The sequence below is a fragment of the Okeania sp. SIO2F4 genome (genome assembly GCF_010672385.1).
GTDB lineage: Bacteria > Cyanobacteriota > Cyanobacteriia > Cyanobacteriales > Microcoleaceae > Trichodesmium.
Window position 1 is genome coordinate 1 of the sequence record NZ_JAAHGT010000156.1, and the last position, 13,797, is coordinate 13,797.

Sequence of the window (13,797 nt, forward strand, 5' to 3'; positions counted from 1 at the left end):
TGTGAAGGAAAAAGGAATCCTTTCTAGCTTCTAATTCCTACTCCTGTAAAATCATACTTTTATTCAGCAACGCCCATTTTTTTGTCTCTCTACTTATGAGAAATATTGGCACATTAATTGTCTCAATATCAAACATTTGTAGAGGTCGCCCTAGAATAACAGGAACTAGAATTTTTGTCTCCAGTATTGCTGAGGAATTAACAAACAAACGGCAACAATTAAAATTAATTCTTGCAAAACAAATATTAAATTTATTCCCATTTTTTCAATCAAACTAGCAGTAAAAGTAAAGCCAATAATTCCTCATGGTAGGGTATCTAATACAAACCCGTTTTCTATAACTTTAACTTGATACTTTAGTGCTAGCAAACAAATACTTGATTATCACTAACTTATGGTTAACATAGCGATACTAATAGTAGACATAATATGATTTTGAATTAATAGTTTTGCCATAATTTCATTGTTATCTTTTCCCAGGGCTATTTCGTTCTAATTTTTGACTTTTTGTGCAAACCACGAAAATATGCCTTTTCCAGGATTGAAGGTTATATCAACCAATCTCTAAAAGCTAGTAAAATCCTCACTTGATTGTAGAATGAAATAGCCCTGACCTTTTGCTCACTTGCAAAAGTTCCCCATGTGCAATAATAGACTCAAATTCCCATTGCTTTGCTTCCATTACTTTGCGCAGTCTTTCAGAGGATCGAAATACAAATATTTCGGACTCATTCTCAACAATTTCTAAGTTAGGCGAATTACTCAATAACAACATTCGTACATCATCATCTAATATATAACTGAGTGAAATCAGATCTCCCATATTAGTATAATTATCACCCACATCACTCAATAATATTGGGGAGTCACTAGCATTAATTTTTCTGGCAACTTCAGGATTATGATAGCTAGGAACTTTACTCCACCAAGTATCAGAAAAAGCACTGACAGTACAGGATGCAATACTAGCAGTTAACAATATTGTTAAAACTACTCGCCAGTATTTTTGTTCTCCGAATAAAGTAGAATATTCCCTATCTAAATACCTTCCTAATAAATAAGCAACTGATAAATATATTGCCGGAAAACAGGGAATTAGATAACGGGTGATAGCAGAGCGTTTTCCACTCGATACTAAATCTGGTATTACTAATATCATAAAAGGTATAAAAATACAAGTCAGGATAAATAATTTTGTGGAAAGATTACAAGAACGACAAACTGTATAAATCCCCCAAATAATAATAATTAAAAATAGCAATCTGAGTAAATATGTGTTGATATTATTAAAACCAAAATCTAGGTCAATAAACAAGCATGAAAAACTCAAAATCCACCTTTTGATTAAAAAATCTAAGGTTACTGATACTCTCGCCCAATCTGTTGCATCATACACTTGTTGCAAATTATTAATTACTATAACTATCCAAGGAAGATAGAGAATTATTATTCCTACTGAAGCAATGAAAAAATCCAGAGGTAACTTTTGAATCAAACGTTGAAATATTGATAAATTAGATTTTTTTTCAGAGGAAATATTTGCTACATAATTTGACAGCAACCAATTGCTAATTACAAATATTCCATGGGAGATAAGAGTTAAAGAAAAAAACAAATGGATATACAAACCGATGGCAGAAACAATAGTATATAATCCCCACTTTTTCCAACTCCGAGAATCTAAAACTTGCAATAAGAAAATACCACTACAAATAGTCAAAACAGTAACTAAACTATATTGCCTTGCTGTTTGAGCAAATAAAATTTCAACAGGGGATAAAGCCAAAAATGTAGTGCCAAGTAAAGCAGTTAAATGAGACTTAAAAAGTTGCCAACCTAGAACATATATTAATGGTAGAGATAACAAACTAATTAATGCTGGTAAACTACGAGATGCAGTAAGGGAACCGCCAAATTTTTGCATCCATAATCGAGCCATAAAATAGTATAAGGGTGGATGATGGGGATTCTCAATTGTGAGAGACTTGAGAGTTCCTTTGAACGTGCTTTGCGGTTTAATTTGTTGATATTTTTGTAGTTGTTTAGCTGGAATAATTTGGTTTTGAAACAATTGAGAAATATCATTTGCCTCATAACCCGCAGCTCTTAAAGAAGTATATACTTCGTCATGCCAATAGACTTTTTTATTCAGGTTAAAAAAGCGGAATCCTATTCCTAAAGTTATGGTAATAATTAGTAAAATAACTATGGGTTTTGGTCGTAACTTTTTGTTAATTTTTAGAGTCATTTTTTTGATTTAATGGGATAGATAATGGATGCTTTTTCAAGCAAATATAAAAAATATAGGGAACCGAGAAAGACAAAATTATTGAAATATAATTTAAGTCAGCGATCGCTAAGGAAATTCAGTACCTTGAAAACTTTTGCGGTGAGTTACGCTCGCCTTTATAAAATATAGAAATAAACTTTCTATCATTCTCAAAAAACATCAACACTAAAACGAGTTTTAGCCATAACTAAATCTTCCTTTTTTAACTTAAGATACTTACCCTAAACTACCAAACACTTTCAATCATAATCGAAAATGAGATAGAGATATATTTTGCTGGCTCAACTTCTTTTACAAAACAACTTTAATGAAGTAGCGATCGCCTAATTTTTTCAGTAATTAGTTAATTAGAAATCACTGAGTCACGCCCGTCAAAATATAAAAGGATTTTGATTCATCTTAAATACTTAAATATTTGAAAATATCTCATAAATCATTAGGCGATCGCTATATAGCTAATTTTATCGATTGTATCCTAGTCAAGTAACTAATTACTATAGTAAAATTATCTATAGCAATCAAGAATCAGTTGTGAGAATTGAGATGTTCCTTAAAAGGATGGAACAGAGAAGTTATCATATTCATATATATTGTTTTTTTCTTATTCTCTGTTCCTTGTTTCCAATTAAGTGTTCCTTAAAAGTCTCCAATATCTCACAACTTAAATCATATTGCTATAGAAAATATCATCTATTTAACTATGAACTTTGCAACTAGAATGAATGGCTTAGGTGGCGATGCTGCCATTGAAGTTTTTACTAAGGCAAAAAAGTTAGAATCTCAAGGTCGAAATATTATTCATTTAGAAATAGGTCAACCAGATTTTAAGACTCCTCAAAATATTCGGGAAGTTGCTTTCCAAGCTATGAATGATGGCTATACAACTTATACTCCAGCAGCAGGTTTATTAAAGTTAAGGGAAGTAATAGCAGAACATATTTCTCAAACTCGCAATATATTAGTTAATCCTGATGAAGTAGTAGTAATGCCAGGGGCAAAACCAGTTATATTTTTCACTCTTTTAGCATTAATAAATCCTGGAGATGAAGTGATTTATCCAAACCCTGGATTTCCTGTTTATGAATCAGTCATTAATTTAGTAGGAGGGAAACTAATTCCATTACCTTTATTAGAAGAGTTAGACTTTCAATTTAGTATCGACAATTTAGCTAATTCTATTTCTGAGAAGACAAAATTACTGATTCTGAATTCTCCCCATAATCCAACTGGCAGTGCATTAACTCCCGAATATTTAGAAGCTATAGCTAAACTGGCAATTAAACATAACTTTTATATCCTCTCTGACGAAATTTACTCCCACTTAATGTACGATTCAAAATTTACCAGTATCATCAGTTTTCCTGGTATGAAAGAACGCACTATTTTATTAGATGGGCATTCAAAAACTTATGCTATGACTGGTTGGCGTTTAGGTTATTCTGTTTCTCCTAAAGTAATAGCAGAAAAATTAGACCAGTTGATGTTAAATTCCAATTCCTGTGCTTGTTCATTTACTCAAATAGCTGGCATAGAAGCTATCAAAAATTCTCAGGAATTTGTCAAAGAAATTTTTGCAGAATTTAAGCAAAGACGAGATGTTATTGTGGATGGTTTAAATTCTATTCCAGGTATTAACTGTGGAAAACCAGCAGGTGCATTTTATGCTTTTCCCAATGTCAAGCAACTACCGATAAATTGTGAAAAACTGGCAGATTATTTATTAGCTGAAGCTGGAGTTGCCTTATTACCTGGAACTGCCTATGGAAAATTTGGAGATGGATACTTAAGGTTATCTTATGCTAATTCAATTGAAAATATTCGGGAAGGTATTAGTCGGATGAAAGTGGCGATCGCCAAACTATAGCTATCCTCTTTTAGTTATAAATTTTTCTGTGAAATTTCTCTAGGAGTCAGGGAAATTTTACCCCGATTTATTCCCACAAAACTCTGTCATTCTCAGATTTTGTGATTGGAGAAAATCTAATTCTTTTTTTTGACTCGTTATGTTAGTTTTCCCTGACTCAAGCTCACCTATGAATGCTGGCAAATAATATATCCATAAGTTCGTAAAAACTGGCAGATTATTTATTAGCTAAAATTGGAGTTTTCTGATTACCCAGAACTGCTTATGGAAAATTTGGAGATAGATATTTAAGATTGTCTTACCCAAATTCCATGGAAAATATTCGCGAAGGTATTAGTCGAATAAAAACAGCGATCGCCAAACTATAGCCATCCTTTTTTAGTTGTAAATTTTTCTGTGAAATTTCTCTAGGAGTCAGGGAAATTTATTGTCGTGCGGAATGTGGGATAAATATTTAGTTAGCTCGTGGTCAGGTTTTAGTTTTTTCATAAATAATGAATATAAACCGCTAAAGTCAAGGTCAGTTTTTTTCTAATACTTTTAATTTTCCTTCAATCTCTCTTGAAATATAGCGGTTTATAATTTAATACTTTTTCTACTTAATAGTCTAACTAAATTCCCCCTCATTAAGAGATGCTAAAAGAAATGAATTAGATGCAAATTTACAGAGAATTGCTATCAGCTAAGTACAATAAGAAAACAAGATTTTTAACTCCCATCAAGATGTTGAGTTTCGTTCCTCAACCCAACCTACATAAACTTTATCTTTTCAAATCATTACTATTTAATTTCCTAGAAAATTATCCATAAACTAGGATAGTAAAGTTAAAGTTGACCAACCTCCATTGCTTTCTCTTTTGGTCTTCTTTCAAAGATAAATCTTGGCTTCAAAAATACTCGGAATAATAACCATAAAGATTTTAACTCACCAGGCACTTCTCGCCGCTGCCATTGACCAGGACGACAGAATAATAATTCTATTAATTGCCGTTTCTCAGATAAATTTACTTCCTCAAATATGACTTTTATACAGGGAAATTCTCCACTCATTTCTATATTCGTTATTTTCCCTGCTAAACAAATTTTTTCCTCAAGAATTTTCAATCTGACAGGCAAATTTTTTCCTACTAAATTAGATGGAATTTTCTGATTAATCTCTATCTCAACACCCACTTCCGATATCTGTCTAGTAGTACCCCAAAATATTTGGTTACCAATTTTTAACTTCACTACCCTTCGCAGATTAAACCATTCATATATATCTTGCTTTGGTAGATCTATTAACGCTAATAATGCTACCCAAATCATCAATATATTATAAACACTCCAAAATAATCCCAAATTAAAACTTTCTATCTGTTCACCCACCTCCCAACTTGGATTTATATAATTGCCATATAAATTAAAGCCTAAACTTACACTATTTAGCACTAAAAATATTACCAAAGGCAAAGACAAACTTATATTAAAATAGTAGCGATCGCTTTTAATTCCTTTTGGTGTAACTTTAAATCTTTTTGAGAATGGATTTAGAAAAGTTTGAATTATTGTTATTGCTTTAGGAAAAGCTAAAATAGTATGATTCAAACCTGACAAAAGTAATGACTGGGAATGATAATTTAACCAAGAAAATACAGTAAAACTTGCCAAATAATAAGGCAAAAAGAAATATAAATATTCAGCAGTAGAAGCCTTAATTGGAATCACATCAAAAAAAACATAAGCTATTGGCATCAACAAAAAACCAACATAACTAATGCTAGTAAACCAACTAAAAAATGTTTCTAAATAGGACAATCTCTGGGAAAAACTCAATCCAGGAATTGTCAAAGGATTAGAATTGATAAAAAATCCTTGCAAAGTTCCCCTTGCCCATCTTAGTCTTTGAGTAGCATAAGAAGAAATATTTTCCGCAGCTAAACCAGCACTTAATTTTTCCTCTAAATAAACTGACTGATAACCTTTAGCTAATAAAAGAACTCCCGTAAAACAATCTTCACAAATTGATTCTGTTACAAACCCTCCTACTGATTCTAAAGCTTTACGTCTGACTAAAAAAGAAGTTCCTGCACACAAAACTCCATTTGCACCATCTTTCATAGGTTGAATTTGTCGGTAAAATGTTTCTTCTTCTGGAGTTAAGATATTTTCTAAACCTAAATTTCTAGCTATGGGGTCGATATTATAAAAAGTTTGAGGAGTTTGTAATAAAGCAAGCTGTTGATTTTGGAAAAATCCTAAAGTCCGAGTTAAAAAGTTTTTTGTAGGAATAAAGTCAGCATCAAAAATAACAATAATTTCGCCATTTGTTTTGCTAATAGCATGGTTGAGATTTCCTGCTTTAGCATGAGGATTATCATATCTAGTTATATATTCACAGCCTAATTTTTCTGCTAAATATTTCACATTTTGTCTATTAGTATCATCTAGTAAATAAACTTTTTTATGCTCATATTCTAAAGCTTGGCATCCAATAACAGTACGTTCTAAAATAAACTCTGCCTCATCATAAGTAGGAATCAAAATATCCACAGATGGCTCAAAAGTTTTGTCTAAAATTGCCTGAGACAAATAATCTGCTTCTTTTTGACGATTTTTAACATTGAACATCAACAACAAACCTAGAACACCACTACTTATTGTCACAATTTCTAGACCTAATAAACCCAGACTAAATATACCGTTTATAGGGTTATTTAGATTTAAAGTAGAGAGCGATCGCCAGGATAAATAACGAATAGTTAAACCCAATAAAATCCCCACTACCAAAACTCGCGACCAAGTTTTCGGTGTAGGAGAAATTTTCATAATTCCTTGAGCGATTAAAAATAGTAAAACTGTCGGCAAAACTAAATATTTGCTATTATCTGTTGGTACTTGTATCCACATCGGTGGATTTTCTTGAAAGTAATGAATTTGAGTAAAAAATATGTCTATTTGAGCAATTCCAGCAAACCAAGCCACTATAATAGTTGTTAATAGTGTTATTACTCCTATTACCAAGAGTGTTGCCAAACGGAATTTCACAAAAACTAGAGTATTTATACGACTCTCTATAAATTTCTTGGCAACATTAAAAGTAGTCATGGTAATTCATATATTTTGATTTAAACTTAATCAGGAAAAATATTATAATCTTAAACTTAGTTTCATTATAATTGCTCCTGAGATTTCCCTGAGAATTGCTGATTTTGTAACCAATTAAAAAATTTAATCTCAAAATAATAAGAGTATCTTTGTATTACTATAAAAGTATAAATCTCTGCTGCTTTGAAGTTTTATAAGAATTATCATGACAAAAAATATATAGCAATCCTATTTTATTTGTGTATAAAAATCTTACCCCTTTTAGGGAACAGCGGTGCGACCCCGCGGGGTGCGACAGACGCAAGCGGTCAGACCCCGCGTCGCCTACAGGCGCAAGCGGTCGGAACCAGGCGAGGTTTCCCGCTCTTTCAGAGTCGCTCCGAAGTGCGCCATGGGAACGCCGACCAAGAGAGGGAATGCTGACCAAGAGAGGGAACGCGCACTCCTGTGAGGGAACACTTGACACTTAACTGGTGAGAGTTTCGGTTTTTTTATCTACTTTTTGATTACCCGCAACCTATGCGCGGATTGCTATAGTAGTTTGGGATTTCATGAATAATACCAATTTTAAACAATAGCAATGCCTATAAAAAATTAGGTTTCCAGCAATATAGAAACCTAATTACTATTATTTAAAGATAATCAAATAATCACACAAATCAAATTTGTTGTTTAAATTCTGCTAAAACTTCTATCAAATCAATCTGACACTGCATCGGCAATAAATCTATCAAAGGAACTTCCTTTCTACCAGCACCTAACTTAACAGGAACATCATGTAATATTTCCACAACCTGACCTTCAGAAGGTACTTCCTCAATCAGAATAGGATAAAACTTTTCTGCCAAAGTTAAATGTAGTTTCGCATCAGATAAATAGAGATGCCAACCAGCAATATCAATATAAACTTTATCCCCTATTTCTGCTGCTAAACTTTCAATTATTTGTGTTCTACTACCATTAGTCATTTCAGTTATCAGTTATCAGTTATCAGTTATCAGTACCTCCTACTAAAGTAGGAAGTTTGAAATACTAAATTTTCTTCTTTTGTTCCCTTTACAGGAGAGACTTGAGACCTGATTTTATAGTCATAAGAAGAATAGTTAAACCTAAATTTTTTAGCTAAATAATCGCTCTAAATTATCTTATCCAGAATCCTTAGAAATAGTGGCATAATCTGCAAGAACAAAAATATATACCCCATGAATTAACAATAAAAACACCCAACCACCTGTTACCCAGATAGCCCAAGGCCAAGTTGCTGCTGTAAGATTACGGAAAAACCATAAACCAGAATTACTGGCCGCAAAAATAGCTACATGAATAGCAAAATTCATTCGGTCATCCAACTTCCGGAACTCTGGGTCATTACGGTCAGGTTTGCGAGGCCAACGAGGAGGCATAATACTTTTAAAAAAATTTATTACTGTTCGGTTTCTTTAATTATTGTAAAGGCAACTCAGCAATATTTATTTTGCCTACCTCAATTTTATAGCGAAGAAAGAATTGGTTAGGACATGGACTGATAATAAATCTTAGACAACGGAAATATTTTTCTAACTGTTCCCAGTTAAGTGTTAAGTGTTAAGTGTTAAGTGCTTCAGAAATATTTTTCTAACTGTTCCCAGTTAAGTGTTAAGTGTTAAGTGTTAAGTGCTTCAGAAATATTTTTCTAACTGTTCCCAGTTAAGTGTTAAGTGTTAAGTGCTTCAGAAATATAATCCCCAGACTTACCCCCACTCTTACTCAAGAGACGAATTAACTCAATAGAAATAGACTTTTCCAAAGCCTTAGCCATATCATACAAAGTCAAAGCAGCCACAGAAACAGCAGTCAAAGCCTCCATTTCCACCCCAGTTTCCCCCTTAGTCTTCACCATCGCCCGAATCTGATATCCAGGCAACTGCGGATCGGGAATTAACTGTACATCTATCTTTTGTAACGGCAAAGGATGACATAAAGGAATAAGTTGGGCAGTTTGCTTCGCTGCCATAATTCCCGCTAACTTAGCAGTACCCAAAACATCACCCTTTGGACTATTACCCGCTTCAATAGCCTCAAAAGTTTCTAGTAACATCCGTACTTGTCCCGCAGCCTCAGCTTGACGCACAGTAGGCACTTTAGCAGATACATCCACCATTTGAACTGCACCCTCAGAGTCCAAATGAGTTAAATTTTGCTCAAATTTAGAAAAATCCCTTGTCATTCTGTTAATTTGTGCTATAGTTAATTATTAGTGCGGAAGAAAAACTGATTCAAAAAAAGTTTAATCTAACGCAAAATACAAAAAGGGCCTGTAGCTTAGTGGATAGAGTGCGTGGCTACGGACCATGAGGTCGGGGGTTCGAATCCCTCCAGGCCCGTATTAATTATTAATAGCATAAGTATCTTGCCCCTGACCAAAAGCAAATCTGATGGAATGGGGCAAGTCTTTGTTTGACAAAGTAATAAATGTAGCTATTGCTATACCAGCAAGATAAGCATCAACAGCAAACATACCTCTATAACCAATTTGTTCAGCAACAAGACCGAAAGTAGGTCCGGCGATAACTGATCCTAAATCATATCCACCAATATAAAGAGAGAAAAGCTTGCCTCTTTGATCTGTGGGACATCGATCAGTCGTCAAAGTAACCATCATTGGTAAGACTAAACCATTAGAAGACCCCCCCAACATAGCTGCCAGTAAAACCATATTGCTAGTTTTTGCAGTACACAAAGTTAACATACCCAATAAGGTAAATACTAAACCAACAGTAATAAAAAGGCCACGACCAAATCTATCAGAAGCTCGTCCAGTAAAAATACGGATGATAAAACTAGCGATCGCTCTTACGGTATAAAAAAGTCCACCATTCAGAGCAATATTAGTCTCTTGGAGATACAGTGGTAGAAAAGCAACAGTTGTGCCAAACGTTAAACCTACCATCAACATCACAAAAGCGGGAACCAAAACTTTACGACTCCCTAATATTTGCCAGAAATTTTGTTGTTCAAATTGATCGGAGTGGGAATTTTTTTCTACTATTGAATGTGGTTCCCAAACTAGACAACTACATAATAAGCTCATCATTCCTAAAGTAGAACAAACCACAAATAAAGGCACATAGCCAGTAGCTGCTACTAAAAACCAACCTATTGCTGGCCCAATAGCCATACCTATTGGAGTACATAAACTCATATAACCAATTAATTCTCCCCGGCGACCAAGAGGAGACAAGTCAGCAACTAAAGCACTATAACCAATTGTAAATCCAGCAATACTAATACCATGAAAAGCACGAACTACCATTAACAAAAGAAAAGACTTGAGTAGTAAATAGCCGAGTGGGGCGATCGCTGCTACACTTGTGCCAACCATCAGAACCAACTTTCGACTCTTCGTGTCAGCTAATGGCCCTAAAACAAATCGTGATAGTAATAGTCCCACAGCAAAGCAACCCATAACAAAACCAATTTGTTGTTTTGTGCCTCCTATATGATCTAGGTAAAGAGGTAAAGTAGGCAGTAAGGTAGTTATACTTGACCAAAATAATAAGCCAGCCAAGAATAAAATCATTAGACTGCGCTGGTGCTGAGGGTCAAGTGTTCGGAATAGTTTCACAGGTGACATCCTCCCGACGCTGACCTTACAGGTATAGCGCGAGCTTCTCAATTTCGCAATTGAGCATTCCTACCCCACGCGACTTATCTAGGTCATAGACCCCCGACAGACCGACTTGACAGGCTATTTCTGTTCCCCGATTGTCCACAGGTACTACATTTTCTAGTCCACGATGTAAAACCATTTCTGCTGCTGCATGGTCACGATGAGTTTGATATCCACATTCAGGACAATGATCCTCTCTGACCTCCAACCCTTTACTAACCATGGTCAAGCATTGGGGGCAAATTTGATTGGTACCGTTGGGATTAATGCGGGCAAAGTAGACCCTACGCTTCCAACACACCTATTCCATCAGAGACAGAAATTGTCCAAAGGCCGAATCTACACAATCTTTTTGTAGCATTCCTTGCGTCAGACCCTTAGCATTGAGGTCTTCGGCAAAGATGGATAGTGCTAAATGCTTGCTTAGGGGTATCAAATACCTATCAAAAATTTGACTTTTCACGTTTTACTTTTTTGCTCCAACCAAGCCAAACCAGCAGCAAAAGTTTCAGCTAAAACACTAATCAAACGATAAAATGCAACAGCACTTAACACAATACCAGGAGAAAATTTCTGTTCTAGTAAAGCCAAAGCAGTTGCTTCAAATACCCCAACACCTCCAGGCGCTCCAGGCACAACTAAACCTAATAACCACGCTAAACTAAACGCACTAAATATAAAAAAAACGTGATTCAATTCAATGGAATTGAAAGCTAATATAGTGAATAAAAATCCTGAACCTCGAATCAATACAAAACAAATTTCTCCCACAAAAGGCTTGATGGGATAGCGATCTAATTTTAATTCAGTAACTGCCTCTGAATCAGATTTTTTGACTTTTAATTTGATTTTAACTAAATATTTAATTACTGGGTTTAAAATTCGTGGATGAATAATAGAAATTACTGCCAAAAAACACAAAAATTGTAAAAACAAACTTTCTTGAGTGGAACCAACTAAAGCGACTCCTAAAGCTGCTGCAGCCATTAAAAGTGGTTCTATTAATACACTTAAAATTGCAATTTCAACAGGTACTCCTACTTGTTTTGTTGCAGTAATACGACCATAGAAATGCCAGATATTTCCAGGCAAATACTTGGCAATATTTGTCAGTAGATATACTCTAATAGCCCACCGCAAATTAACTTTTTGATGAAACTCTTTAATAATCCCAAACCAGACCACTGCCGACCATACATGAGCCATTATTGTAATGATAAAAGCAGTTCCTAAACTTACCCAGCCAGAATCACTAATCCTAATTTCCAGAACTTGTTCCCAGTTGTCTTTAAGAGTTTTAGCTAGAAAAAATAGAGTTAATCCTAAAATAACCCATCGCAGATAAGGTTTAATGCCCGACAAAACTTTTTTCATAAAGTACAAAACTAACTGAGTTGATAACTGAGTTGATAACTGCTAACTCTTTGCCTTTCCCCTCTAAATTGTGTAAGTATTCAGCCATCAGCTATTGCTTTTAGAGGAAGTAAAAGTAATTGATCAAGTGAGCTAAAATTAAAACTTTATTCTAAAAGCTTATGCCTAAGTGCTGATAACTGAATCCTTACGAAGTTTATTTGTTTGTTTTCCAGACATTAACATCCTATTAGTCATTTTTTATCCAACTTAGGAATCAGCAATAATATATTTGCATGACCAATAATTTCCTCTGATTCAATTGTAAATTGCTCTGCAAATACAGACTTAAAAGTATTCATATCTCCTCCATAATATATAAACCATATGCGTGAGTATGTAGGAGGTAAACTTTCAACCCAATTTTTTAAAGAGGTTGGAAGATTTGATTTATCTGTTTTTTCCCTCTCATACCTCTTATCCTTTGTATCAAGATATATAGGTGTAAAACCTCGATAATAGTAAGTTAGAGAAAAAGAATTACCATGAACTGTAGAATACATAATTATATCACCTTCTCTATCTTGAGTTTCAATTAATTGTCCTACTGGTCTGTAGTGATCTAATGCTCCCATGTATCGCTGGGAGCTTGTATAATACGTTATTAATCCTAAACTAACAGCCAAAATATATATGAAACTTACCAAGATTCCAATTATTTTTTGCCAATTCAATATCTTAAAAAAGCCAATTGCCACAAGTAGTATAAAATATGGCTGAGTCATTATTAGGTAACGACTGTTCCATATTGAGTAGAATATATGAGAAAAAATAAAAATAGATGCAGCAGGTATAATTCCCCATAAAGCTACCCATACAACTTCTTGAGTGCGAGGTTTTTTAATAATTGCAGCTATAATAACCGTAGCAACAATTAAAGCTACAACTTGAATCAATAATGTCATATAAGGTGGTTGTGGAGGGTGAGCAAAGACAGTCATTATTCTTAGCTCTCGGAAGATTTCTTTTACACCAGGAATTGGTAACATCACTCGGTGTGAACCTGAATCACTCTTCACAGAAATAGCTACAGGAATAGTGGCAACAATAATTGTTAAATATAGAACAAGATAACTAATTAATCTAGAAATTTTAAACTTAAACTTAAGCCATAAAATCAGAATATCTGGTATCAAAAAGGCTGCATTTAAAGGTGTGGTATAAAAGGATAAAATTCTACCTACAACCCATATTAATCGTGGAAGTTTTTTGTCTGGTTGCTTCAGAGAATGTGCTAGACCAAGACAGCCACAAAGACCCAAGCAGACACTCATTGTATAGTATCTAATTTCTTGAGCATGATTGATAAATAATGGAGAAATAGTTAGTAAAAATGCTGCAAGAAGACCAACTTTTTTGCTAAAAAAGTCATTACCTAATCTATAAATTAAATATACAGATACTACTGCAAAAATAATAGCTGGAACTCTCAACCATACTTCATTATCAGAAATGTTAATCCATGGATTTAAAAGAACATAGTAGAGTATCCTA

General features: G+C 34.1%; 12 protein-coding genes and 1 tRNA gene. 3 read left to right on the plus strand and 10 right to left on the minus strand.

Annotated features, from left to right (window positions below; all coding sequences use genetic code 11):
• Positions 1-95: 95 nt before the first annotated feature.
• Positions 96-278, plus strand: coding sequence for a DUF433 domain-containing protein (locus F6K22_RS41985; protein WP_363273426.1), 183 nt, complete (start codon positions 96-98; stop codon positions 276-278).
• Between the two features lie 305 nt (positions 279-583).
• Here F6K22_RS41985 and F6K22_RS12485 read toward each other — a convergent pair whose 3' ends face one another.
• A complete protein-coding gene (locus tag F6K22_RS12485) occupies positions 584-2,248 on the minus strand; it encodes a glycosyltransferase family 39 protein (RefSeq protein WP_293097807.1) in 1,665 nt (554 codons plus the stop codon).
• Between the two features lie 742 nt (positions 2,249-2,990).
• On the opposite strand from F6K22_RS12485, the gene F6K22_RS12490 reads away from it, so the two are divergent.
• Positions 2,991-4,154: a pyridoxal phosphate-dependent aminotransferase gene (locus F6K22_RS12490; protein WP_293097810.1), complete on the plus strand. Its 1,164-nt coding sequence runs from the start codon at positions 2,991-2,993 to the stop codon at positions 4,152-4,154.
• 825 nt (positions 4,155-4,979) lie between these two features.
• Here the strand turns inward: F6K22_RS12490 and F6K22_RS12495 are convergent.
• From F6K22_RS12495 to moaC, 4 genes are all read right to left on the minus strand, one after another.
• Positions 4,980-7,241: a glycosyltransferase gene (locus F6K22_RS12495; RefSeq protein ID WP_293097813.1), complete on the minus strand. Its 2,262-nt coding sequence runs from the start codon at positions 7,239-7,241 to the stop codon at positions 4,980-4,982.
• 659 nt (positions 7,242-7,900) lie between these two features.
• Positions 7,901-8,209, minus strand: a complete 309-nt coding sequence (locus F6K22_RS12500; RefSeq protein WP_293097815.1) for a DUF3181 family protein — start codon at positions 8,207-8,209, stop codon at positions 7,901-7,903.
• A 177-nt stretch (positions 8,210-8,386) separates the two neighbouring features.
• Positions 8,387-8,644, minus strand: a complete 258-nt coding sequence (locus F6K22_RS12505; protein WP_293097818.1) for a 2TM domain-containing protein — start codon at positions 8,642-8,644, stop codon at positions 8,387-8,389.
• Positions 8,645-8,934: 290 nt separating this feature from the next.
• Entirely contained in the window at positions 8,935-9,447 is a 513-nt protein-coding gene (gene moaC / locus F6K22_RS12510) for a cyclic pyranopterin monophosphate synthase MoaC (protein ID WP_293097821.1), read from the minus strand.
• Between the two features lie 84 nt (positions 9,448-9,531).
• Here moaC and F6K22_RS12515 point away from each other — a divergent pair.
• Positions 9,532-9,604: transfer RNA gene (locus tag F6K22_RS12515), tRNA-Arg, on the plus strand.
• 2 nt (positions 9,605-9,606) lie between these two features.
• Here F6K22_RS12515 and F6K22_RS12520 read toward each other — a convergent pair.
• The 5 genes from F6K22_RS12520 to F6K22_RS12540 all read right to left on the minus strand — a co-directional run.
• Positions 9,607-10,845, minus strand: coding sequence for an MFS transporter (locus F6K22_RS12520; protein WP_293097823.1), 1,239 nt, complete (start codon positions 10,843-10,845; stop codon positions 9,607-9,609).
• A gap of 25 nt (positions 10,846-10,870) precedes the next feature.
• Positions 10,871-11,191 carry a zinc ribbon domain-containing protein gene (locus F6K22_RS12525; protein ID WP_293097825.1) on the minus strand — a complete coding sequence of 107 codons (321 nt, stop codon included), beginning with the start codon at positions 11,189-11,191 and terminating at the stop codon, positions 10,871-10,873.
• Positions 11,192-11,353, minus strand: a complete 162-nt coding sequence (locus F6K22_RS12530) for a hypothetical protein (RefSeq protein WP_293097827.1) — start codon at positions 11,351-11,353, stop codon at positions 11,192-11,194.
• Positions 11,350-12,264 (minus strand): putative bifunctional lysylphosphatidylglycerol flippase/synthetase, encoded by a 915-nt coding sequence (locus F6K22_RS12535; RefSeq protein WP_293097829.1) that lies wholly within the window; start codon positions 12,262-12,264, stop codon positions 11,350-11,352. The genes F6K22_RS12530 and F6K22_RS12535 overlap by 4 nt, the downstream gene beginning before the upstream one ends.
• Positions 12,265-12,497: 233 nt before the next feature.
• Positions 12,498-13,797, minus strand: a 1,300-nt coding sequence (locus tag F6K22_RS12540) for a glycosyltransferase family 39 protein (protein ID WP_293097832.1), incomplete at its 5' end; no start/stop codon positions are given.